At 68.2% G+C, this 21,870-nt stretch carries 19 protein-coding genes; 6 read left to right on the top strand and 13 right to left on the bottom strand.

The window, feature by feature from the left end:
* Positions 1-2: 2 nt before the first annotated feature.
* The 10 genes from OOZ63_RS16580 to OOZ63_RS16625 form a co-directional block, all read right to left on the bottom strand.
* Entirely contained in the window at positions 3-821 is an 819-nt protein-coding gene (locus tag OOZ63_RS16580) for a M55 family metallopeptidase (protein ID WP_266006690.1), read from the bottom strand.
* Complete coding sequence (locus OOZ63_RS16585) at positions 818-1,825, bottom strand: P1 family peptidase (RefSeq protein WP_266006691.1); 1,008 nt, start codon at positions 1,823-1,825, stop codon at positions 818-820. Before OOZ63_RS16585 ends, OOZ63_RS16580 begins: the two co-directional genes overlap by 4 nt.
* 1 nt (position 1,826) lies before the next feature.
* Positions 1,827-2,711 (bottom strand): glutathione ABC transporter permease GsiD, encoded by an 885-nt coding sequence (gsiD, locus tag OOZ63_RS16590; RefSeq protein ID WP_266006692.1) that lies wholly within the window; start codon positions 2,709-2,711, stop codon positions 1,827-1,829.
* 1 nt (position 2,712) lies between these two features.
* Positions 2,713-3,633, bottom strand: coding sequence for a glutathione ABC transporter permease GsiC (gene gsiC, locus OOZ63_RS16595; RefSeq protein ID WP_266006693.1), 921 nt, complete (start codon positions 3,631-3,633; stop codon positions 2,713-2,715).
* A gap of 80 nt (positions 3,634-3,713) precedes the next feature.
* Entirely contained in the window at positions 3,714-5,264 is a 1,551-nt protein-coding gene (gene gsiB / locus OOZ63_RS16600; RefSeq protein WP_416234746.1) for a glutathione ABC transporter substrate-binding protein GsiB, read from the bottom strand.
* A gap of 47 nt (positions 5,265-5,311) precedes the next feature.
* Positions 5,312-7,204, bottom strand: a complete 1,893-nt coding sequence (locus tag OOZ63_RS16605) for a dipeptide ABC transporter ATP-binding protein (RefSeq protein WP_266006695.1) — start codon at positions 7,202-7,204, stop codon at positions 5,312-5,314.
* Between the two features lie 24 nt (positions 7,205-7,228).
* The gene (locus OOZ63_RS16610; protein WP_266006696.1) at positions 7,229-8,188 is read right to left on the bottom strand and encodes an isoaspartyl peptidase/L-asparaginase family protein; all 960 of its coding nucleotides are present in this window, start codon (positions 8,186-8,188) and stop codon (positions 7,229-7,231) included.
* Positions 8,189-8,199: 11 nt separating this feature from the next.
* Positions 8,200-9,135 carry a MurR/RpiR family transcriptional regulator gene (locus OOZ63_RS16615; RefSeq protein WP_266006697.1) on the bottom strand — a complete coding sequence of 312 codons (936 nt, stop codon included), beginning with the start codon at positions 9,133-9,135 and terminating at the stop codon, positions 8,200-8,202.
* 197 nt (positions 9,136-9,332) lie between these two features.
* Positions 9,333-9,824, bottom strand: a complete 492-nt coding sequence (locus OOZ63_RS16620) for an OmpA family protein (protein WP_266006698.1) — start codon at positions 9,822-9,824, stop codon at positions 9,333-9,335.
* A 75-nt stretch (positions 9,825-9,899) separates the two neighbouring features.
* Complete coding sequence (locus OOZ63_RS16625; RefSeq protein WP_266006699.1) at positions 9,900-10,130, bottom strand: hypothetical protein; 231 nt, start codon at positions 10,128-10,130, stop codon at positions 9,900-9,902.
* A 388-nt stretch (positions 10,131-10,518) separates the two neighbouring features.
* On the opposite strand from OOZ63_RS16625, the gene OOZ63_RS16630 reads away from it, so the two are divergent.
* Positions 10,519-11,892 (top strand): class II fumarate hydratase, encoded by a 1,374-nt coding sequence (locus tag OOZ63_RS16630; RefSeq protein ID WP_266006820.1) that lies wholly within the window; start codon positions 10,519-10,521, stop codon positions 11,890-11,892.
* On the opposite strand, the gene OOZ63_RS16635 is transcribed toward OOZ63_RS16630, so the two are convergent.
* Positions 11,889-12,866, bottom strand: coding sequence for a serine aminopeptidase domain-containing protein (locus tag OOZ63_RS16635; protein ID WP_266006700.1), 978 nt, complete (start codon positions 12,864-12,866; stop codon positions 11,889-11,891). The two genes, OOZ63_RS16630 and OOZ63_RS16635, sit on opposite strands and share 4 nt — an antisense overlap.
* Before the next feature lie 63 nt (positions 12,867-12,929).
* On the opposite strand from OOZ63_RS16635, the gene OOZ63_RS16640 reads away from it, so the two are divergent.
* From OOZ63_RS16640 to OOZ63_RS16650, 3 genes are all read left to right on the top strand, one after another.
* Positions 12,930-13,871, top strand: coding sequence for a LysR family transcriptional regulator (locus OOZ63_RS16640; RefSeq protein ID WP_266006701.1), 942 nt, complete (start codon positions 12,930-12,932; stop codon positions 13,869-13,871).
* An 86-nt stretch (positions 13,872-13,957) separates the two neighbouring features.
* A complete protein-coding gene (locus OOZ63_RS16645; protein ID WP_266006702.1) occupies positions 13,958-14,413 on the top strand; it encodes an Hsp20/alpha crystallin family protein in 456 nt (151 codons plus the stop codon).
* 21 nt (positions 14,414-14,434) lie between these two features.
* Positions 14,435-14,809: an Hsp20/alpha crystallin family protein gene (locus tag OOZ63_RS16650; RefSeq protein WP_266006703.1), complete on the top strand. Its 375-nt coding sequence runs from the start codon at positions 14,435-14,437 to the stop codon at positions 14,807-14,809.
* 13 nt (positions 14,810-14,822) lie between these two features.
* Here OOZ63_RS16650 and OOZ63_RS16655 read toward each other — a convergent pair whose 3' ends face one another.
* Both OOZ63_RS16655 and OOZ63_RS16660 read right to left on the bottom strand, forming a co-directional pair.
* Positions 14,823-15,953, bottom strand: coding sequence for an acyl-CoA dehydrogenase family protein (locus OOZ63_RS16655; RefSeq protein ID WP_266006704.1), 1,131 nt, complete (start codon positions 15,951-15,953; stop codon positions 14,823-14,825).
* 5 nt (positions 15,954-15,958) lie between these two features.
* Complete coding sequence (locus OOZ63_RS16660) at positions 15,959-16,627, bottom strand: SDR family oxidoreductase (protein WP_266006705.1); 669 nt, start codon at positions 16,625-16,627, stop codon at positions 15,959-15,961.
* A gap of 81 nt (positions 16,628-16,708) precedes the next feature.
* On the opposite strand from OOZ63_RS16660, the gene OOZ63_RS16665 reads away from it, so the two are divergent.
* Both OOZ63_RS16665 and OOZ63_RS16670 read left to right on the top strand, forming a co-directional pair.
* A complete protein-coding gene (locus OOZ63_RS16665; protein WP_266006706.1) occupies positions 16,709-20,380 on the top strand; it encodes an AAA family ATPase in 3,672 nt (1,223 codons plus the stop codon).
* A 152-nt stretch (positions 20,381-20,532) separates the two neighbouring features.
* Positions 20,533-21,870, top strand: a complete 1,338-nt coding sequence (locus OOZ63_RS16670; protein ID WP_266006708.1) for a hypothetical protein — start codon at positions 20,533-20,535, stop codon at positions 21,868-21,870.

The raw sequence follows: 21,870 nt of genomic DNA on the forward strand, positions 1-21,870 counted from the left end.
ACTTACCTCAACATCGCCGACATCGCCGACAGGCTGTTGAGCATGCGCACCGCCGCCTCGACGGTCGGCGCCTCGAAGGCCAGCTCGTCGCCGCCCAGGCGGCGCAGCGTCGGCCATTGGCAGAACAGATCGGCCAGTGCGGTGGTCTGGGTCTGCAGGCGCACGGTGACAGCGCCGCTGATCACCAAGGGATTGGCCAGAGGCTGCGACAGCGCGCGCTTGACGCCTTCGCGTATCGCCGCGCAGGCCGCACTGGGCGACAGGCTGACACCGCTGCTGAAGCCGTGGGCACGCTTGGTCTGCACGAACACCGTGTCGGGGAACAAGGCTTTGTGCTCGGCGATAAAGACATCGTCCCCGCTGGCCATCGCGACCGGCACGCCGTACTCGCCGGCGAGCGCGCCGTAAATACCCATCTCGCCGAGCTCCTGCTCGTTGACGAACACGCGGGCGAAGGCGAAGCTGTTGATCGTATGGGCCAGCACGCCCGGGCCCTGCGCGCGGCCGTGATAGCCAATCATGCAGACGGCAGTGACGCCCGCCTCCTCGACACCGGCCACCATGCTCAGATAGCGGGGCTTGCCCAGCACCGCCTGCGCGCGCGCATCGAGCAGATCGGGCAGCAGATTGCGGAAACCGCCGTGCGAGTCGTTGACCAGTACCTCGCTCGCGCCAGCCTCGAAGGCGCCGGCAATGGCCGCATTGGCCTCGTCCGTCATCAGGCGGCGGGCGCGCTCGTACTCGGAGTTGCCAGCACGGGTCTGCTCGGGGTGGAAGACGCCGGCGGCGCCCTCGATATCGGTGGAGATCAGGATTTTCATGGGCGTGTCTTCAGCAGATCGGACAGGGCTGCGCGGTGATGGCCGGTGCGGCCGGTGACGGCCTCGGCACGGAACAGCGCATGCAGGATGGCCTGCTCGGTGCTGTCGGCCGCCGCCTGGAACAGCTCATCCAGGCGCGCATCGTGCAGCAGGGCCACGGCGGGCATGGGCCGCAGCGGATCCTGCGGCAGGGTGTAGCCCGTCGAGAACGCCAGCGCGATATCGCCGCTGCCATGGCCAAACACCGAGCCGGTGCGGGCCAGGCCGGCGCCGGCGCGCAGCGCCAGGCGGCGCAGCTGGCGCGCATCCAGCGGTGCATCGGTCGCCAGCAGCATGATGATGGAGCCCTTCTCGGGGCAAGTCTCGGCACGGGGCTGCAAGTCGCCAAGGACTTGGCCGGCCACGGTCAGCTGCTCGGGTCGGCCGTAGTTGGCCAGCACCAGCGCGCCGACCCGGTACTTGCCGCAGCAGCGCGACGCAGTGCCGATGCCACCCTTCAGGCCGAAGCTGGACATGCCACGCCCGGCGCCTACCGAGCCCTGCTCGAAGCGCACATCGGCCGCGGCCATCGCCTGCAGATAGTGCGCCTCGGTGATGGCCAGGCGCTGGATGTCGTTCAGATAGCCGTCATTGCACTCAAACACCAGCGGGTTCACGGTGGGCAGGCGCCGCCCGGTCTCGGGATTGGCTGCGATGCAGGCGCGGATCTGCGCCTGCGCCACCGCCGCGACCGAGAAGGTATTGGTCAGCGCGATCGGCGTCTCCAGCACACCGAGCTCCTCGACCTGGACCAGGCCGATGCTCTTGCCGAAGCCGTTGATCACCGCCGCCGCAGCCGGCACCCGCTCGCGAAACGGGTCACCGGCATGCGGGCGCACGACCGTGACCCCGGTCTGCAGATCGCCATCGGCCAGCGTGCAATGGCCGACCGTGACGCCGGCCACATCGCTGATCGCGTCCAGCGGGCCGGACGGCAGACTGCCGATGCGGGGCGCTTGATTCATATCACTTGCGGTCGATCTTGGGGTCGAGCGCGTCGCGCAGGCCGTCGCCCAGCAGATTGAAGGCCAGCACGGTCAGAAAGATCGCCAGGCTGGGGAACAGCGCGACGTGCGGCGCGTTGACCATGTCGGCGCGCGCCTCGTTGAGCATCGCACCCCATTCAGGCGTTGGCGGCTGCGCGCCCATGCCGAGAAAAGAAAGGCTGGCAGCGGTGATGATCGAAGTGCCCAGGCGCATCGTGAAGTAGACGACGATGGACGATATCGTGCCCGGCAGGATGTGGCGCACGATGATGGTCCAGTCGTTGGCGCCGATGCTGCGCACCGCCTCGACATAGGTCATCTGCTTGAGCACCAGGGTATTGCCCCGCACCAGGCGGGCAAAGGCCGGCACGCTGAAGACCGAGACTGCGACCACGACGTTGATCATGCTGCTGCCCAGGATCGCGACCACGCCCAGCGCCAGCAAGATGCCGGGGAAGGCGAACAGCACGTCCGAGATGCGCATCACGATGCGGTCCCACCAGCCCTCGTAATAGCCGGCCAGCAGGCCCAGGGCCGTGCCGATCAAGCCACCGATCGCGACCGACAGAAAGCCGGTGGCCAGCGAGATGCGCGCACCCAGGAGGATGCGACTGAAGATATCGCGGCCCAGCGGGTCGACGCCCAGCCAGTGCACGGCGGACGGTCCCTCGTTGAGCCGGTCGTAGTCGAAGAAATTCTCGGCGTCATAGGGGGCGATCCAGGGCGCGAACAAGGCCACCAGGATCAACAGCGCGACGAAGACCAGCGCGGCCATCGCCACGTGTTGCTTGCGGAACTTGCGCCAGAACTCGGTCCAGGGCGTGCGCACGCCTTCGGCGCTGGGGATTGAGGTCGTGGTGCTCATATCACTTGTAGCGGATGGTCGGGTTGATATAGCCATAGAGCAGATCCACGATCAGATTGATCAGGATGAATTCCAACGAGAACAGCAGCACGAGGGTTTGGATCACCGGATAGTCGCGCTGCGTCACCGAGTCGACCAGCAAACGGCCCAGGCCCGGCCAGTTGAAGACGGCCTCAACGACGATGGAGCCGCCCAGCAGAAAACCGAACTGCAGACCCATCATGGTGACCACCGGGATCAGCGCATTGCGCAGGCAATGCTTGGCGATGACCTTGCGCTCGTTCAGGCCCTTGGCCCGCGCGGTGCGCACAAAGTCCTCCTGGATCACCTCGACGAAGGAGGCGCGGGTGAAGCGGGCCATCACCGCCGCCACCGCCGCACCCAGGGTCAGCGAGGGCAGAATGTAGTGTTTCCAGCTGTCGGCTCCCACCGTGGGCAGCCAACCCAGCTGGACCGAGAAGATCTGCATCAAGAGCATGCCTAAAGCGAAAGCCGGGAAGGAGATGCCCGAGACTGCGATCGTCATGCCCAGCCGGTCCGGCCATTGGTTGCGATAGACGGCAGAGACAATGCCTATGGTCATGCCGAAGATGACGGCCCAGACCATGCTACTGACGGTCAACAGCAGCGTGGGCATGAAGCGCTCGGCGATTTCGGTGGCGACCGGACGGCGCGTGCGCATCGAAGTGCCGAACTCGCCGGTCAGCATATGGCCGAAGTAGCTGACGAACTGCTCGTGCAGCGGCTTGTCCAGGCCCAGCTCCTGGCGCACCAGAGCCACGGTCTGCTCGTCGGCATCCTGGCCGGCCGCCAGCCGCGCCGGGTCGCCGGGCAGCATGTGCACGAACAGGAACACCAGCACCGCGACGATCAGCAAGGTGGGAATGAGTCCCAGCAGCCGTTTCAAGAAATAGTTCAGCATGATGGCAAAGGCCAGTCAGAGAGAAGGCCCGCGCCGCCTCGGATGAGGGGCGCGGGCGGGCACGACCATTACTCGGAGATTTACTCGGAGACCGCGATCTCGGTCGAGTTGATGTTGCCGTCAGGCATCACGAAGATGCCGGACAGGCGCTTGGCCGTCGCGTACAGGTTCTTCTCGGTGACCAGGGGTGCCCACGGCGCGTCCTTCATCAACTGTTCCTGGGCGGTGCGGTAGAACTGCGCCTTCTCGCCATCGTCCACCGACTTCAGCGCCTTAGCGATGGCCTCATCGACCACAGGGCTGCTGTAGTAGGAGGCGTTGTTCAGCTTCGGCGGCCACGACTCGGTGGCCAGCAGCGGACGCAGGGCCCAGTCGGCCTCTCCGGTCGACGAGGACCAGCCGGCGTAGTACATGCGCACCTTGGCGGTCTTGGGATCCTGCGCGTTCTGCACCCACTCGACGCGCTGGCCAGGCTCCAGCGCCTGGACCTGCACCTTGATACCGACCTGGGCCAACTGCTGCTGCAGGAACTGGATCGTCTTCTGCGCGGTAGTCGTCGTGTAGGCGCTCCAGATCACCGATTCGAAACCGTTCGGATAGCCGGCTTCCTTCAGCAGCTCGCGTGCCTTCTTCGGGTCATAGGGCCAGGGTGCCATCTTGTGGGCATACAGCACGCCATTGGGTACATAACCCTCGGCCGGCACCGCATAGCCGTTGAACGCGACCTTGGCCAATGCTTCCTTGTTGATCGCGTAGTTGATGGCCTGGCGCACCTTCAGATTGTCGAAGGGCTTTTGCAGCATGTTGAAGCTGAGGTAGCGCGTGATGATGGACGGTGCAGTCGTCACCTTCAGCTTGGCGTTCTTCTCCAACGCGGCCGCCTGCTCGTAGGGCAGCGGCGAAGCAAAGTCGGCCTCACCGGTTTGCAGCATCGCGGCGCGGGTGTTGTTCTCCAGCACCGGCTTCCAGGTGATGCTGTCGACCTTCGGATAGCCCTTGTTCCAGTAGCCGTCGAACTTCTTGCCCTTGACGAAGTCGGTCTGCTTCCACTCGACGAAGACAAAGGGGCCGGTGCCGACCGGGTTGAAGGCAATGTCCTTGTTGCCGTATTTCTTCAGCGCGGTGGGCGAAATCATCGCTGCCGAAGCATGGGCCAGCGAGTTGATGAAGGGACCGAAGGGCTCCTTCAGGGTGATGCGCACGGCAAGCGGGCCGGTGGCCTCGACTTTGTCAATGCGGTTGAACTGATTGAAGCGGGCCAGCTTGTTCTCGGGGTTCATCACCCGGTCCAAGGTGACCTTGACTGCCTCGGCATTGAAGTCGGTGCCGTCGTGGAACTTGACGCCGGGGCGCAGCTTGAATTCATAGACCAGACCGTCCTTGGAGACGGTGTGGCTCAGCGCCAGCACATTGCGCACCTTCAGGTCCTTGTCGAACTCGAACAGGCCCTGGTAGAAGGACTTGGTGACCGCCGTGGTCAGCGTGGTGTTGGTCTGGTAGGGGTCCAGGGTCTCGGGTTGGCCGCCGATGGCCAGCACCACATCCTTGGCGGCTAGGGCCGAAGCGCCGGCGCTCAACAGGCCGGCGGCGAGGAAGCAGCGGCCGAGCGCGCTGATGCGGTAGGTATTCATCATCTGAAGACTCCTGTGGGGTAAAGGGGAAGGAAAGTCGATTCGATTCAGTACACGCCGACGCTGTGGCGCGCGACGAAATGGCCGGGCGAGATCTCGACCAGGGGCGCCACCACCGGCTCGTCGCCGACCTGACGCACCGGGCTGGGAATCTCGCCGCTGAGCAGCTCGCGGCTGCGGCTGCGCCGCGTCGGGTCGGCCACCGGCACCGCCGCCATCAGCTTGCGGGTGTAGGGATGCTGCGGGTTCTCGAAGATCGCGCGGCGTGGTCCGATCTCGACGATTTGGCCCAGATACATCACCGCGACGCGGTGGCTGACCCGCTCGACCACGGCCATGTCGTGCGAGATGAAGAGGAAGGCGATGCCCAGCTCGCGCTGCAGGTCCAGCATCAGATTGACGATCTGCGCCTGGATGGACACATCCAGCGCTGACACCGCCTCGTCGGCGATCACCACCTTCGGATTCAGCGCCAGGGCCCGGGCAATCGCGATGCGCTGGCGCTGGCCGCCGGAGAACTCGTGCGGGTAGCGCTGAGCCTGCTCGGGCGTCAACCCGACCTTCTGCATCAGCCAGTCGACCCGGGCCTGGGCCTCGGCGCCCGTGGCGATCTTGTGCACCAGCAAGGGCTCCATGATGGAGAAACCCACCGTGACCCGCGGGTCCAGCGAGGCGAACGGGTCCTGGAAGATGAACTGGATATTGCGGCGCAGGGTCTGCAGCGCGGCGGTCGGCAGCTCGCGGATGTTCTGGCCGCCGAACTCGATCGCGCCGCTCTGGCTCTCGACCAGCCGAAGCAGTGAGCGGCCGGTGGTCGACTTGCCGCAGCCCGACTCGCCGACCAGGGCCAGAGTCTCGCCGGGACGCAGATCAAAGCTGACTTGCTCCACCGCATGAACGCGGCGCGTCACGCGGCTCATCAGGCCGCTGCGCATATCGAAACGGGTCACGAGATTCTTGACACGCAAGATGGGCTCGGCCTGGGCGTTGACCGTGTCCTGCGGCAGCGCCGGCTCCGCCGGCGCACTGTCATCGGTGCGTAGCAGCTCGAACTTCAGCGGCAGGTCCAGCCCTTGCATCGCTCCCAGGCGCGGCACGGCCGACAGCAAGGCTCTCGTATACCGGTGCTGCGGCGCTGCAAACAAGGCCTCGGATGCGCCCTCCTCGACCTTGTCGCCCCGGTACATCACCAGCACCCGGTCGGCCACCTCAGCGACCACGCCCATATCGTGGGTGATGAAGACCACGCCCATCTGCATTTCCTGCTGCAGCTCGCGGATCAGCTGCAGGATCTGCGCCTGGATGGTCACGTCCAGCGCCGTAGTCGGCTCATCGGCAATCAGCAGTGCCGGCTTGCAGGAGAGCGCCATCGCGATCATCACCCGCTGGCGCATGCCGCCCGAGAGCTGGTGCGGGTAGCGGTCCAAGACATTGCGGGCCTCGGGGATGCGCACCAACTCCAGCATGCGCAGCGCCTCGGCGCGCGAGGCCGCAGCGCTCTTGCCCTGGTGCTCCTGAATGGCCTCGGCAATCTGGTCGCCCGCCGTGAACACCGGGTTCAGCGAGGTCATCGGCTCTTGGAAGATCATCGCAATGTCGGCGCCGCGGATGCTGCGCATCGTCGCGTCGCGTGCCGTCGCCAGGTCCAGGATGCTGCCGTTGCGACGACGGAAGGCCATGCTGCCGTTGACGATACGGCCGCCGCCATGCTCGACCAGGCGCATCAGCGCCAGAGAGGTGACCGACTTGCCCGACCCCGATTCGCCGACGATGGCCAGGGTCTCGCCACGGTCCACATGGAAACTCAGGTTCTTGACCGCATCGACGGTGCGCTCGGAGGTCGAGAAGCGCACCGACAGATCATTGACGCAGACGACACGCTGCTCGGGCAGGATCAGGGCGCTGGACTGGGCGGGAGCTTCGAGCACGGAGGTGGACATAGGAGAAGACTTACTCGAAAAGGTTCAGCGGAAGATCGCTGTTTGCGGCGCGGCATCGCCGATCCGCATCTGACCGCGGTACATGCCCTCGGTATTGAAAGGCAGGCTGACATTGCCCTGGGCGTCGACGGCGATCAGTCCGCCGCGGCCCTCGATGGCCGACAGCGACTGCATCACCGCCGCTTCGGCAGCGGCCTCCAGCGACTGGCCGCCATAGGCCATGCGGGCACAAAGCTCATAGGCGGTTGCGGCGCGGATGAACATCTCGCCGGTGCCGGTGCAGGAGACCGCGGCCGTGCGGTTATCGGCATAGGTACCGGCGCCAATGAGCGGCGAATCTCCGACGCGGCCAGGCCGCTTGTTGGTCATGCCGCCGGTCGAGGTGGCGGCGGCCAGATTGCCGTGAACGTCGAGAGCCACCGCGCCGACGGTGCCGAACTTGCGGCTCTCGTCCAGCGGCGCGGCGTTGTTCGCGGCTCCGTCGTGGTCCAGCACGGTCACCGAGCTGGCCTTCGCGCGGTACAGCTGCTCGCGGCGCGCCTCGGTCGAGAAGTAGTCCGGGCTGACCATCTCCATCCCCAGCCCCTGGGCAAAGGCCTCGGCGCCGGCACCGACCAGCAGCACATGCTCACTGCACTCCATCACCGCACGGGCGGCACGCAGGGGGCGCTTGATATGGCTGACGCAGGCGATGGCACCAGCCTTCAGCGTCGCGCCGTCCATCACGGCGGCGTCCAGCTCATGGGTCTCGGCACTGGTGAACACTGCGCCGTGGCCGGCGTTGAACAAAGGGCAGTCTTCCAGCAGGTCGACCGCAAGGCTGACCGCATCCAGCGCCGTGCCCCCGTTGGCCAGCACTTGCTCGCCGGCGCGCAGGATGGCAGCCAGAGCCTCGTGATAGGCGGCCTCCTGAGCAGGGCTGATGTTGTTGCGGCTCAGCGTGCCGGCGCCGCCGTGGATGGCGATGGTGGCTTTAGGGCTCATGGATAGGGTGCTCACTTAGCGGTCTTCTTCTTTGTGTTGACGGGGGCGGCGGAGGCGGTCGCTCGCAGCTTGCTGGCATGGCTTCCTTCAAGCCACGGCAGTACCGATTCGGTCAGCTGGGTGGCGGCTTGCAGCGAGCCCTTAGCGCTGTGCGCGACGGCGCTACACAAAGCCTCGATCAGCACCAGCACGCCGGCCTCGGAGTTCGCGAAGTACTGGCTGTGGGTCTGGGCATACAAGGCCACCGAGGCCAGCGGTGCCAGCGGCGACGCTGGACTGTCGGTCAGCGCCAGCAACGGCAGGCCGGCGGCGCGAACCCGGCCAGCCAGCATCACGGTGTCGGAGAAATAACGCGGGAAACTGATCGCGATCACCAGGTCCTCGCTCGTCAGCCGGCCCAGCCGCCGCGCCGCGTAGGACGAGCTTTCAATGCTGGCCAGCAGTTGCACGTTGTCGCAGTAAAGTTCCAGACTGCGCTGCAGCAAGCCGCCCAGCCAGCTGCTGGCGCCATAGCCGACGATGGCGATGCGACGTGCCTTCAAGATCGCATCGACGGCCTGGGTGCAGCTCTGCACATCGAGTGCAGCGCGCGTGGCCTCGATATTGCCGGCCATATCGACCAGCGCGCTGTCGAACACATCGGCCACCGTGGCCGGCCTCTCCAGCTTGCTACGCAGCTTCTCGACCGGAGCCAGCGCGGTCTCGAAGCCCAGCACCAGCGCGGCCCGGAACTGCGGATAGCCATCAAAGGCCAGCGCCCGCGCAAAGCGGTTGGCAGTAGCCACCGACACGCCGACGGTCTCGGCCAGCTCGTCGATGGGCATCGTCGCGACCTTCAGCGGATGGGCCAGCACGTACTCGGCCACCCGGGCGTGCGAACGCGTCAGCGAAGGCATCGCCCGCGCAATGCGCTGGGCCATCGAGGGATTGCCGGGGAAGGTCGCCATCTGCCTGCCTGGGAGTCGGGTGGAAGGTTCACGGATGAATGCATCACGATTGATCGTGAATTTTCATTCATCGCGATCATAGCGACATTTTTTGATCAAACGCAAATACGTGAACACTTGATGACGGCGGGCGCGCGCAGCGCACAAGACGTAAAAAAACCGGCCCTCGGGCCGGTCTGTCGGGAGCGCGTGAACACTCAGCGCAGCAGCACTTCGACGCGCCGCGCCTGGCGCGGGCTACCGCTGCCGGTGGCCAGTTCGGGCTTGCTCAGCTCGATTCGGCCCTCGCCAACGCCCAGGCTCAGCAGCGCCTCGCGCACGGCCATCGCGCGCTGCTTGGCCAACTCGGCATTCATCGCCGCGTCGCCGCTGGCATCGTGGTAGCCGCTGACCACCAGCGTCTTGCCTTCGGCCAGCGCCTGGGTCAGCTGAGTCAGCGCCTCGTTGGCGCCACCGGCCAGTTCAGCGCTGGCGCTCGCGAAGAAGAACTTGACAACACCGTTCTCGACCAGGATCGCGGCCACATCCTCCTCGACCAGGACGGCCGCCGGCTGCTGTGCAGGCTTGGCCATGCTGCGACTCTTGTGCACCCCGAAGCCGATGACCAGCGCCACCACCAAGGCCACGATGATCCCTACCAGGCGCAGGGCCACGCCCTCGTTCTCGTCAAAAAGCGCGTTCGTCGTCATGAGTTTTCCTCAGCGAATGGAGCCCGGATTCTAGACGCCGGACCATGACAAATCGCGAGCCCGGCGCCGCGCGGCTCAGACCCGGCTGCGGGCTCGGTGATGCAGGGCCGTGGCCGCTTGCTCCATGCCCTCGATGTGTTCTCGCATCTGGCGCAGCCCCCTGTCGACAGCGCCGCTTTGCCCCAGCGCGCGCTCGCGCTGCTTCAGTCGCTCAGCCAGCTGGCGCGCCTTGGCCCGCAGTCGGGCCCGCTGGCGCTCCAGCTCGCCCTTGCTCAGGCAACTCCATTTGGGTCTTCTCTCGACCATATCGCTATCACTCCTTCGCACCCACTGTGCGACGGCCAGCCGGACTCGACCAGCGCGATGCGACCAACTGCCAAAAACGAGGCATGGAAACGCCTGCCTCGGCCCTGCGCCGGATCAGCGCTAGCCGCTGCCAGAGCGCCAGAGCGCCAGATTCGCGCGATGGCACACGGTGAGCGCGTACGACTCGCCAGGCGATCAGCACGCACCTGGATCAGCAGCGGATCAAGCACAGGGGTCGCAGCAACCTTTTGAAATGTCCGCAGACCCGCCGCCAGCCCTCGCTCCCAAGCATGGGTGTAAGGTAGCCCGATCGGGGCTGGCGCACAGCGGCGTTTGTGCGAGGCTGGATCTAGGCATAGTCAGCAGTAGGAGTGCACAGGTGAGCAAGATGAACTTTCGTATCGAAAAAGACAGCATGGGCGAGATGCAGGTGCCCGCCGACGCCCTCTACGGCGCGCAGACCCAGCGCGCGGTGCAGAACTTCCAGATCAGCGGGCCGATGCCGGCGCGCTTCATCGCGGCGCTGCTGCAGGTCAAGCTGGCTGCCGCCCGCGCCAATGTGGCGCTGGGCCAGTTGCCGGCCGAGATCGGCGAGGCCATCGAGATGTCGGGCGTCGAGCTGATGGCCGACGCCGATTTCATGCGCCACTTCCCGGTCGACGTGTTCCAGACCGGCTCGGGCACCAGCAGCAATATGAACGCCAACGAGGTGCTGGCCACGCTGGCCGGTCGCAAGCTCGGCAAAGCCGTCAGCGCGAACGACCATGTCAACGCCGGCCAGAGCAGCAATGACTCGATTCCCTCGGCCCTGCACATCAGCGCGGCACTGGCGCTGCACAATGAGCTGCTGCCGGCGCTCGGTGCCCTGCTCGACGCACTGCGCGCCAAGAGCGCCAGCGACGGCCACCATATCAAGACCGGCCGCACCCATCTGATGGATGCGATGCCGGTGCGCCTGTCCCAAGTGCTCGACGGCTGGGCCGCGCAGATCGAGGCGCAGATCGCCCAGCTGCAAGGCCTGCAGCCCCGTGTTCAGGCGCTGGCCCAGGGCGGCACGGCGGTGGGCACCGGCATCAACGCCCATCCCGACTTCGCCGCACGTTTCTGCACCGAGCTCAGCAGCCTCACCGGCCTGAGCTTCACGACCGCGCCCGACTTCTTCGCCGCGATGGGCTCGCAGGACACGGCCGTGGCTCTTTCTGGCGCGCTCAAGGGCCTGGCCGTCAGCCTGATGAAGATCGCCAACGACCTGCGCTGGATGAACTCCGGCCCACTGGCCGGGCTGGCCGAGATCGAGCTGGAGGCGCTGCAGCCTGGCTCGTCCATCATGCCGGGTAAGGTCAACCCGGTGATCCCGGAAGCGGTCGCAATGGCGGCGGCGCAGGTGATCGGCCATGACGCGGCGATCACGATCGCCGGCCAGAGCGGCAACTTCGAGCTCAACGTGATGCTGCCGCTGGTTGCCCACAACCTGTTGGACAGTCTGCATCTGCTGGCCAAGACCAGCGCGCTGCTGGGCGAGCGCGCGATCGCGAGCTTCAAGGTCAATGCCCCGGGCCTGCAGCAGGCGCTCTCGCGCAACCCCATCTTGGTCACGGCGCTGAACCCGGTGATCGGCTATCTCAAGGCCGCCGAGATCGCCAAGCAGGCCTACAAGCAGGGCCGGCCGGTCATCGACGTCGCAGCCGAGCTGACCGAGCTGTCGCGCGCCGAGCTGGAGCAGTTGCTGGACCCGGCCAAGCTCACGCAGGGCGGGCTTTAGCAGCCTGGGGCCAGCAGCGGCGTCGCCGCCTCCACCGGCGCCAGCAGCCGCGGCCAGATGCGCGGCCCGAACTCGCGTCGGAAGGCGGCGAAATGGCCCAGGCTCGTCAGCTCCACATCGGCCGGCGCCAGCGTGTGGCGCTGAACCTGGGCGGTGCTGAAGCGAGCGGCCAAGGCATCGACCGCCTGGGCCGGGCCGAAAACCGGGTCATCGGTGATGTTCCATAGATGCACCGGCCCGGTGAAGCGGTGGTAGCCCAGCTCGGCCTGCAGGCTGGGATCGCTGAACATGAAGCCGCGCCGCCGGCCCCAGGCCGCCCATTCCAGCGCCGCGCCCTTGGGAAGGCCCTGGGCGCGGCGCGCCCCCATCAGCCAGCCGGGCGCCTGGCCCAGCAGATGGCCGGCGGCAGGCAGCATCGCGTGGAAGAACAGCCAGGCCTTGGCCTTGTGGATGCCGCTCCAGAAGCGCCAGTCGGCCGCCTGGGCAGCCACGCCCAGGATGGCATCGGCCTGCTCGTAGTCGGGCGCCAGCCCGATCGCATTGCCGCCAAAGGAATGGCCGACCAGCAGCAGGCCCAGCGCACGGCCCTGTGCCTCTTGTTCCATCAGGCGGCGGCGCAGCACCGCTCGTAGCGCGGCGCCCATGTCCAGTTGGGCCCAGTCGCGCAGCCGGGCGCGCTCCTGGCGCAGCGGTCCTTGCAGCGAGTCGCCGATGCCGCGGTAGTCGTAGCTGAGCACGGCATAGCCGCGCTGTGCCAGCCACTCGCCAAAGCCGCGATAGAAGCCGCGCGCCACCGCCGTGGCAGGGCTGATCAGCGCAATCGCGCGCGGCGCCCCGGCCGGCTCGAACCAGGTGGCGGCCAGCAAGCGGCCATCAGCGCAGCGCAGCTGCAGCGTGCGTTGGCGCACCAGCGGCTCGGCAGCAGGGGTGCCGGCGGCCAGCGCAGGGGTGTTGAGCATGAGGGCTTGAGGCATTGATCGAGTCTATGTTGGCAACAATTCATTGACTAGATCAGTCGATATCATCACATTGCTTCCATGAAGTTGACAAAAGACCTCGGCACCACGTCTATGGGCAAGCCAGGGCGCGAGAGTGCGCTGGATGCCAATGCGCTGGAGCTGTTCGCCCGCATCGTCCAGGCCGGCAGCTTTGCCGAGGCTGCACGTCAGTTGGGGCTGACGCGTGCGGCGGTCAGCCGCCGGGTCGCGGCGATCGAGGCGGCGGTGGGCGTCGCGCTCTTCGTGCGCAGCACGCGCAGCCTGGCGCTGACCGATTCGGGCCGGCGCCTGCATGCGCGCGCCAAGGCCGTACGCGAGGCCGCCGAGGCCGCGCGCATGGCGCTCAAGCATCAGCGCGGCCAGTTGGGCGGCACCTTGCGCATCAGCGCCACCACCAGCTTCGGCCGCCATGTGTTGGCGCCGCTGCTGGCGCGCTTCCAATCCCTGCACCCGGCGCTGCGCTACGAACTCCTGTTCACCGACCGGCGCGTCGACCTGCTGCGCGAGGGGCTGGACCTGGCCTTTCGCATCACCGACCGCCCGCCGCAGGACTGGGTGGCCCAGCCGCTGCGGCGCTTTGCGGTGCGGCTCTATGGCCTGCCTGGTCTGCGGCTCGAGGCGCCCGAGCAGATCGTCGCCCTGCCCTGCCTGCTGCTGGGCCAGCATGAGGACCCGCGCGCCAGCCTGTGGCTGGGACCACAGGGCCGACGCTGCGAGCTGATGCTGCAGGCCAGCGCCTGGGGCTCGGACCTGGAGTCGCTGCTGGCGTTGGCCCGCCATGGCGCCGGTGTCGTGCCGGCACCGGACTTCTGCGTGCCGGCCGGCGACGCGCTGGTCGACCTGCTGCCCGGCTGGCGCCTGCTGGTGCCCGAGGGCGAGTGGGTGCAGGCGCTGAGCCTGCCGGCGCCCGGTGCGTCGGAGACCGCGCGGGCGCTGGTGGCATTTGTGAGGGCACAGCTAGCCAGCGCCAGCGACTCTTGAAACCCGGCGAGCCGTTCCTATTTCGGGTATCGACCGGCCATCGCTGGTTTTCCGGCCGGTGCACACCACTGAATGGAGGACATGCCATGTATGAATCGATGATGTTGAACTATCCGGGCTCCCTGTTCGGGCAGTTCGAGCGCCTGCGTCGTGAGCTCGACGATGTGTTTGGTGCTCCAGGCCTGCCCAACAGCATCCGCGCCGTCGCACAGGGCAGCGTGCCGGCGGTGAATATGGGACGCACGCCCACCAGCTTCGAGATCTACGCCTTCGCTCCCGGTCTCGCGGCCGACAAGATCGAGGTCACGGTGGATCGCGGCGTGCTGCGTATTGCCGGTGAGCGGCCCTCGGAAATCCCTGCCGGCAGCCCCAAGCTCAGCGTCTACACGCGCGAGCGCAGCAGCGGCCGTTTCAGCCGCGCCGTAGCCCTGCCCGACGACGTCGACCCGGCCCATGTCAGCGCCAGCTACCGGGACGGCGTCCTGCAGATCAGCATCGCCCGCCGCGAGTCGGCGCAGGCCCGCCGCATCACCGTGCAGTGAGCACAAGAAGGAGTCACCATCATGAGCAAGACCACTCAAGCCAGCCAACCCTCTCAGGAACAAGAGCGTACGGTGCAACCAGCGGTCGATGTCTTTGAGGACGAGGCCGGCATCACTCTGCTGGCGGATATGCCGGGCGTGCCGCGTGAGCGGCTCGAAATCCGGGTCGAGGGCGACGCACTGCTGATCGAAGGCAGCGTGCAGCCGGCCACGCCCGAGGGCCTGGAAGCTGTCTACGCCGAGCTGCGCATCCCGCGCTACCGGCGCAGCTTCACGCTGAGCCGCGAGCTCGACAGCGCCAAGATCGACGCCAGTATCAAGGACGGCGTGCTGACGCTGCGCATCCCCAAGCAGGCGCATGCGCAGCCGCGCCGCATCGAAGTGTCGGCCGGCTGAGGCCAGGGGCCCGTCAGCCCAGGGCGCGTCCGATCAGGATCTTCTGCACCTCGGACGTGCCCTCGTAGATCTGGCAAACGCGCACATCGCGGTAGATGCGCTCGACGGGGAAGTCGCTGACATAGCCGTAGCCGCCGTGCACCTGGATCGCGTCGGAGCAGACCCGCTCGGCCATCTCGGTGGCGAAGAGCTTAGCCATTGCCGCTTCCTTCAGGCAGGGCTGGCCGGCGTCCTTGAGGCTGGCGGCATGCCAGATCAGCTGGCGCGCGGCCTCGATCTGGGTGGCCATATCGGCCAGCTTGAACTGGATGGCCTGGTGGTTGAAGATGGGCTGGCCGAAGGAGACGCGGTCCTTGCTGTACTTCAGTGCGGCCTCGAAGGCCGCGCGCGCCATGCCCACCGCCTGTGAGGCGATGCCGATGCGACCGCCCTCCAGGCCCGACAGCGCGATCTTCAGGCCCTGGCCCTCCTCGCCCAGCCGGTTGGCGGCGGGGATGCGGCAGTTCTCGAACAGGATCTGCGCGGTGTCGCTGGCGTGCTGGCCCATCTTGTCTTCGATGCGCGCGACCGTGTAGCCGGGCGTGGCGGTCGGCACCAGGAAGGCGCTGATGCCCTTCTTGCCGGCAGCCTTGTCGGTGACGGCCATCACGATGGCAACATCGCCGTTCTTGCCGCTGGTGATGAACTGCTTGACGCCGTTGATCACATAGTCGTCACCATCACGCACGGCCGTGGTCTTCAAGCCGCCGGCCTCGGAGCCCACATGCGGCTCGGTCAGGCAGAAAGCGCCCAGCATCTCGCCGCGCGCCAGGGGCTTGAGAAAGCGCTGTTTCTGATCCTCGTTGCCGAAAGCCATCAGGATCGAGCAGACCGGACAGTTGTTGACGCTGACCACGGTCGAGGTCGCGCCGTCACCTGCGCCGATCTCCTCGAGGATGATGGACAGCGCCAGATAGTCCAGGCCGGCGCCGTCGTACTCGGTCGGCACGGCCACGCCGTAGCACCCCAGCTCGGCCAGGCCCTTGAGCTCGGCGGCCGGGAAGTGATGGCTCTTGTCCCATTCGGCCGCCTTGGGCGCGATCTGGTCTTGCACATAGGCGCGCACGGCGTCCTGCACGGCACGGTGGTCGTCGGAGAGGATCATGGGGGTCACCAGGCCAGGGGCTGGCCGTCATAGTTGAAGAAACTGCCGCTGTCGGCGGGCGTCAGCCCGGCCAGCACCTCACGCATGCCTGCCACGCTGGTGGCCGCGTCGATGTCGGCGCCTTCGCCGCCCATCTCGGTGCGCACCCAGCCGGGATGGAAGCTGCACAGCAGGGCCTGGCCGGCCAGCGCCAGCGAGGCGTCCTTCATCACCGAGTTCAAGGCGGCTTTGGAGGCACGGTAAAGCCAGCCGGCATGCGCGGTGCGCAGGCCGATCGACCCCATGCGCGAGGACAGCACGCCGATCCGCGCGCCGGGTGCAAGCGCGTCCAGCAGCTGCGGCAGCACCCGCATCGCCCCCAGCACATTGGTGTGCATCACCTGGTCGAACTCGGACTCAGTGGGGGTGTCCAGGCCCAGATGACGCGGGCCATAAACGCCGGCATTGATCACCACCGTGTCGAACTGGTAGCCGTCGATCTGCCAGGCCAGGCCCGAGGCGCTGGCGGTGTCGGCGACATCAAGCCTCAGCGCGGTGGCGCCGAGCTCGCGCAAGGCGGCCAGAGCCGGCTCGCTGCGCGCCGTGGCCACCACCCGATCGCCGGCGGCACGGTGCTGACGCACGAACTCCAGGCCGATGCCGCGTGAGGCACCGATTAGCAAGACATTGGCCATTCCGACTCCGATCTGTGCTCCGCGACAGCGGGGCTTTTGTATTGTGCCGCAGGCATACTCGCGCCCTTGCCGACCTCGCCCATGAATCCAGACACGACCGCCGCCCCCTCGCCGCCGAGCCTGCGCTTGCTGGGCGGCTTCGAATTGCTAGACGCCCAGGGCCGGCCGCTGGCCCTGCCTTATGACAAGGCGCGCGCGCTGCTGGCCATGCTCTGTCTGCACAGCGGCCCACTGGAGCGCGAGCCGCTGGCCGAGCTGCTCTGGCCCGACTCCGAGCCGGCCCAGGCGCGCGCCAACTTGCGACGCGCGCTGTTCGATCTGCGGCACTGCCTTGCCCGCCTCTGGCCTGACCGGTCGGCCGAGATGCTGCACAGCGACAAGAAGCGGCTGCAGCTCGGCGACACCCTGCCCTGGCATATCGACTGCCGGGAGTTCAGTCTGGCCCAGCTGGACGCCACCACCCCCACGCTCGCCGCCCGCCGCAACGCCTTGCAGCGGGCGGCGGCGCTGTATCGCGGCCCGCTGCTGGCCGGCCTGAGCCTGGACGATGCGCCCGGCTTCGAGGCCTGGCTGGCACCGCGCCGCGAGGCGCTGCAACGCCAGGCCCTGCAAAGCCTGGCGGCACTCGCCGAGCTGCTGGAGCAGCAGGGTGAGATGGCCGAGGCCCTGGCCTGCGGGCGCCGCAGCCTGGCCCTGGATCCCTGGTGCGAGCCGGCGCTGCGCAGCTGCATGCGCGCGCTGGCGCTGCAGCAACCCGCTCAGGCGCTGGCGATGTTCGAGCAATTCAGCGCCCAGTTGCAACTGGAACTCGGGCTGGGCCCGCAGCCCGAGACGCTGGAGCTGGCCCAGCGCCTGCGCCGGCCGGTCGTGCCGGCACCGGCAGCCACGCAAGGTGCGCAGCGCCGGCGGGTGGTGGTGCTGGCCTGCGAATGGGAGGCCCCTATGGACGCCGACGACGCCGAGACGCTGAGCGCCCAGCTGATGAGGCAGCTGGAGCGGGCGCGCGCCGCGCTTCGGGCCCAAGGCGCCTGGGTGCAGCGCGCCGAGGGCGGCGAGCTGCTGGCCTTTTTCGGCCATCCGCGTGCGCTGGAGCAGGCGCCGCGCCTAGCACTGGACGCCGCACTGGCGATGCTGGCCCCGACCGCAGACGAGGCCGGGCTGGCACCACGCCTGGGCCTGCATGTGGGCTGGGTGCACAGCCTGCCGGACCAGGCCTCGCCCGACAGCGTCGGCACCCTTTCGCGCGAGGCGCGCCGCCTGGCCTGGCTGGCCCGGCCGGGCACGGCCCGGGTCAGCGCCGAGCTGTGCCAGCAAAGCCTGAGCCACCATCGTTTCATGGCCGCCGAGGCCGACGGCAGCGCCGCGCTGCGCGAGGCACTGGGCGCGGGCACCCAACCGGCCAGCCTGCAGCCCATGGTCGGCCGCGACACCGAACTGGCCGAGCTGCTGGGCCATTGGGCCGCCGCCCAGCAGCAGCCCCGCGCGATCTGGATCCAGGGAGAGCCGGGCCTGGGCAAGACCCGACTGCTGCAGGCCCTGCAAAGCGAGATCGACACGGGCAGCGGCGTCGCAACACGCCGGCTGCAGCTGTTCTGCCGGCCGGAGTTCGGCCACAGCCCCTGGCATCCGGTGGTGACCGCATTGCAGCGCAGCCTTGGACCACTGTCGGACCGGCCCCGCGCGCTGGCCGCGCTGAAGGCGCTGCTGCGGCGGGCCGGCCTCGACCCCAATGCCTGCATCGACGCGCTGAGCCAGCTGCTCCTGCCCCAGCCGCCCCAGCCCGACCCGGCCCCGCGGAACAAACGCGAGCTGCAGACGCTGCTGCTCGCCATGTTCGAGGGCCTGGCCCAGGGTCGGCCCCAGCTGGTGACGATGGAAGATCTGCACTGGGCCGACCCCTCGACGCTGGAGTTGCTGGCTCTTTATCTGCAACAGGCGGCGCGCGGTCCCGATCTGATCGTGATGAGCTCGCGCGAGCCACCACCGCTGGCACTGGTCGGCGAGCTGCAGCAGGTATTGAGCCTGCAGCCGCTGCCAGCGCCCGAGATGCAGCGGCTGATCGAGCAGCTGGAGCTGGTGCCGGACGGTGCGCCGGCACGCCAGCAGGTGTTGCAGCGCGCCCAGGGCGTACCGCTGTTTGCCCAGGAACTGGCCCGCTCGCTGCGACTGACACCGCAGGAGCGGGTGCCCGCCACGCTGTGGGACCTGCTGGCCGCGCGGCTGGACCGCCTGCCCGCCGAGGCCCGGCGGCTGGCCCAATGCGCTGCGGTTCTGGGCAGTGGCTGGGACGAAGCCCTGCTGCTGGCCATGCAGGACGATCAGGGCCGGGGGTCGCTGTCGGCCGGTCTGGGCCAACTGGCCCGCGACGGCCTGTTGCAGGCCGGCACCGACGGTTGTTGGCATTTCCGCCATGCGCTGATACGGGACGCGGCCTATGAATCGCTGGGCGGCCGCGAGCGGCGCGCCCTGCATCGCCGCGCGGCCAACGCGCTGATGGGCTTGTTCGCAAGCCGGGCGGCCGACGAACCCGAGCTGCTGGCCCACCATCTGCAGGCCAGCGGCGATCCGGCCGCCGCCCACTACTGGCTGCAGGCCGGGCGCCGCGCCGCTAACCAGTCGGCCCACGTCGAGGCCCGCCATCTGCTGGAGCAGGGCCTGCAGGCGCTGGCCGCAGCCGATGCGCCGCCGGGTCTGGTCCAGCGCCTGCAGCCGCCGCTTCTGCTGCAGTTGGGCACCAGCCTACTGGCACTGGAGGGCTATGGCTCACCCGCAGCCCGCCTGTGCTTCGAGCGAGCGCTGGCCGCCAGTGCCGCCGACGCCGGTACAGGGCAGCGTTTCCAGGCTCTGTGGGGCCTGTGGCTGGGCAGCCGCAGCGGTCCCGGCGAGTCCCCCGCGGCACTGCAGCTGGCCGAGCAGCTGCAGTGCGAAGCCCGGCGCAGCGGCGACCCCGCCGCCGCAGTGCAGGCGGGCTATGCGCTGGGCAACAACCTGTTCTTCCTCGGCCAGCTGAAGGCGGCCAGCAATGCGCTAAGGGCCGCTGCCGAGGCCGGCGAGTCATTGCCCCCCGGGCCGCTGCTGGCGCGCTACGGCGAGCATGGCGGCATTGCCGCCCGTGCAATGCTGAGCTGGCCCCTGGCCCTGCAGGGCCAGGTGGAGGCAGCCCAGGCACAGGCCAGCCAGGCCCTGTCGCAGGCGCGGGCGCTGGGCCATGCCCAGACCCTGGCCTTCGCGTTGACCATGGCGGCGGTCCTGCATCGCCATCTGCGCCAGCCCGGCGACGCCCTGCCCCTGTGCCAGGAGCTGCTGGCGGTGGCCGACAAGCATGGGCTGGCACTGTGGCAGGCGGTCGGCGCCCTGGTGCTGGGCTGGGTTCGGGCAGAGGGCGGCGACCCCGAGGGCCTGCTGCCGATACGCCAGGCGGTAGCCGCCTCGGCCGTGGCCATGCCAAGCACCGAACCGACCTTTCTGTCCTTTCTGATCGAGGCCCTGCTGCGCCTGGGTCGGCACGAGGAGGCATTAGCGCGGACCGACGAGGCCATGAGCAAGGCCCATGAGCGCCAGGAGCTCTACCTGCTGCCCGAGCTATGGCGCATGCGGGCCCAGGCCCTTCAGGCCGGCGGCGCCGCCACGCCCGCCGTCCATGCCGCGCTGGACCAGGCATTTGCGGTGGCCCGGCAGATGGGCGCCGAGCTGCTGTGGCAGCGCAGCGCCGCCCAGCAGCGCGACTGGCTGGGCGGCGCCGGCAGACCCTAGCGCGGCGGGAGGGCGCCAGCCGATTCAACGCTGATTCAACGCCGGCCCCCGAACATGGTTGCCTGCCCCGACCACGGGGCGCAAACCCAGCCGAGGCCGCCCATGATTTCTTCGCATCTGCCACTGCCCGCCCGCCGGCCGGCCGCCTGGGCATGAAGACGGCCCCCTGGCGGCGGCGCTGCTCACTGGCCCTGAGCGGCCTGGCCCTATGCGGCCCGGCGGCAGCCAGCGAGGACACGGCCGCCGGGCCGCTGCGCTTCTCGGGCTTTGCCACCCTGGGTATGGCCCACAACGACAACGCCACAGCCGGCGCCACCACCTCCTTCTCGCAACTCAAGCCGGTACAGCAGGGCTGGTCGGCCAATATGGACACCGTCCTGGGCCTGCAGCTGGAGTGGCAGCCGGCCGGCGGCACGACGCTGCAGCTGCAGGGCGTGGCCCGGGCCGGCGAGGACATGCGGCCGCGCCTGCGCATCGCCGCCCTGCGCCAGCAGCTGGGCCATGGCCTGAGCCTGAACCTGGGGCGCCTGCGCAGCCCGCTGTTCTTTGACTCCAGCATTGCCGAGATCGGCTATGCCAATCTGACCGTGCGGCCGGCGCCGGCCATCTACGGCGTGGTCAACAGCGTGGCCAGCCTGGACGGCGCCGATCTGCACTGGCGGCTCAACCTGGGCGACGCCAGCCTGCTGGCGCAGCTCTTCGGCGGCCGATACGACTACACCCATCGCTTCAACAACTTCAGCCCCGCTCTGTCGGCCGATGCCAGCCTGCGCGGCCTGCTCGGCTTCAGCCTCAGCGCCAATCTGCAAGACCTGACCCTGCGCGTCTCGCACACCGAGATTGACCGCTATGTGCTGCGCTCCGAACAGGTCAGCCAGATCAACAATGGCCTGAGCCAGCTCAGCGGCGCCCTGGGGCAGCTGGCACTCAACCCGCAGTTGCCGCCGCCGATGCTGGCCGCCCTGCAGGCCAAGGCGCGAGGCCTGGACGCGCTGCGCAACCCCTTTGACAATCACCCGGTCTACACCAGCATCGGCCTGGACGGGAACTGGCGGCACTGGCGGCTGCTGACCGAGCTGACCTGGATGGATCCGCACAACGACCTGGTCGGCAGCGGCCGCGGCTACAGCCTCACGCTGGCACGCAGCTTCGGCGATTTCACGCCCTATCTGAGTCTGGCCCGGCAGCAACGCTCGGCCGCCAGGTTGAACACCACAGCGCTGGCGCCGACCGGGCTGGACCCGCAGCTCGACGGTGCGCTGAACCAGCTCAAGCAGGGTTTCGACCGTGCCCAGCGGTTCGCCGACATCCGCAGCCGCTCGCTCAGCCTGGGCCTGCGCTGGGACTGGCGCGAGAACATGGCGATCAAGACCCAGCTCGACCTGGTGCGCACGCCCGATGCCGGCACGCCGGGCCCGCTGGCCGTGCCCGCCCTGCCCTTCGACAACACGCTCCGGCTGTTCAGCATCACGCTGGACCTGGTGTTCTGA

Source organism: Paucibacter sp. PLA-PC-4 (genome assembly GCF_026241155.1).
In the GTDB taxonomy this organism is placed as follows: domain Bacteria; phylum Pseudomonadota; class Gammaproteobacteria; order Burkholderiales; family Burkholderiaceae_C; genus Roseateles_E.

Bases quoted from the DNA above. Each gene is read 5' to 3' on its own strand.
- gsiB (WP_416234746.1), bottom strand. From the start codon at position 5,264: ATGAATACCTACCGCATCAGCGCGCTCGGCCGCTGCTTCCTCGCCGCC.
- OOZ63_RS16665 (WP_266006706.1), top strand. From the start codon at position 16,709: ATGAATCCAGACACGACCGCCGCCCCCTCGCCGCCGAGCCTGCGCTTG.
- OOZ63_RS16635 (WP_266006700.1), bottom strand. From the start codon at position 12,866: ATGCCTCAAGCCCTCATGCTCAACACCCCTGCGCTGGCCGCCGGCACC.
- OOZ63_RS16625 (WP_266006699.1), bottom strand. From the start codon at position 10,130: ATGGTCGAGAGAAGACCCAAATGGAGTTGCCTGAGCAAGGGCGAGCTG.
- OOZ63_RS16615 (WP_266006697.1), bottom strand. From the start codon at position 9,135: ATGGCGACCTTCCCCGGCAATCCCTCGATGGCCCAGCGCATTGCGCGG.
- OOZ63_RS16620 (WP_266006698.1), bottom strand. From the start codon at position 9,824: ATGACGACGAACGCGCTTTTTGACGAGAACGAGGGCGTGGCCCTGCGC.
- OOZ63_RS16645 (WP_266006702.1), top strand. From the start codon at position 13,958: ATGTATGAATCGATGATGTTGAACTATCCGGGCTCCCTGTTCGGGCAG.
- OOZ63_RS16580 (WP_266006690.1), bottom strand. From the start codon at position 821: ATGAAAATCCTGATCTCCACCGATATCGAGGGCGCCGCCGGCGTCTTC.
- OOZ63_RS16585 (WP_266006691.1), bottom strand. From the start codon at position 1,825: ATGAATCAAGCGCCCCGCATCGGCAGTCTGCCGTCCGGCCCGCTGGAC.
- OOZ63_RS16655 (WP_266006704.1), bottom strand. From the start codon at position 15,953: ATGATCCTCTCCGACGACCACCGTGCCGTGCAGGACGCCGTGCGCGCC.
- OOZ63_RS16640 (WP_266006701.1), top strand. From the start codon at position 12,930: ATGAAGTTGACAAAAGACCTCGGCACCACGTCTATGGGCAAGCCAGGG.
- OOZ63_RS16610 (WP_266006696.1), bottom strand. From the start codon at position 8,188: ATGAGCCCTAAAGCCACCATCGCCATCCACGGCGGCGCCGGCACGCTG.
- OOZ63_RS16605 (WP_266006695.1), bottom strand. From the start codon at position 7,204: ATGTCCACCTCCGTGCTCGAAGCTCCCGCCCAGTCCAGCGCCCTGATC.
- gsiC (WP_266006693.1), bottom strand. From the start codon at position 3,633: ATGCTGAACTATTTCTTGAAACGGCTGCTGGGACTCATTCCCACCTTG.
- OOZ63_RS16650 (WP_266006703.1), top strand. From the start codon at position 14,435: ATGAGCAAGACCACTCAAGCCAGCCAACCCTCTCAGGAACAAGAGCGT.
- OOZ63_RS16670 (WP_266006708.1), top strand. From the start codon at position 20,533: ATGAAGACGGCCCCCTGGCGGCGGCGCTGCTCACTGGCCCTGAGCGGC.
- OOZ63_RS16630 (WP_266006820.1), top strand. From the start codon at position 10,519: ATGAACTTTCGTATCGAAAAAGACAGCATGGGCGAGATGCAGGTGCCC.
- gsiD (WP_266006692.1), bottom strand. From the start codon at position 2,711: ATGAGCACCACGACCTCAATCCCCAGCGCCGAAGGCGTGCGCACGCCC.
- OOZ63_RS16660 (WP_266006705.1), bottom strand. From the start codon at position 16,627: ATGGCCAATGTCTTGCTAATCGGTGCCTCACGCGGCATCGGCCTGGAG.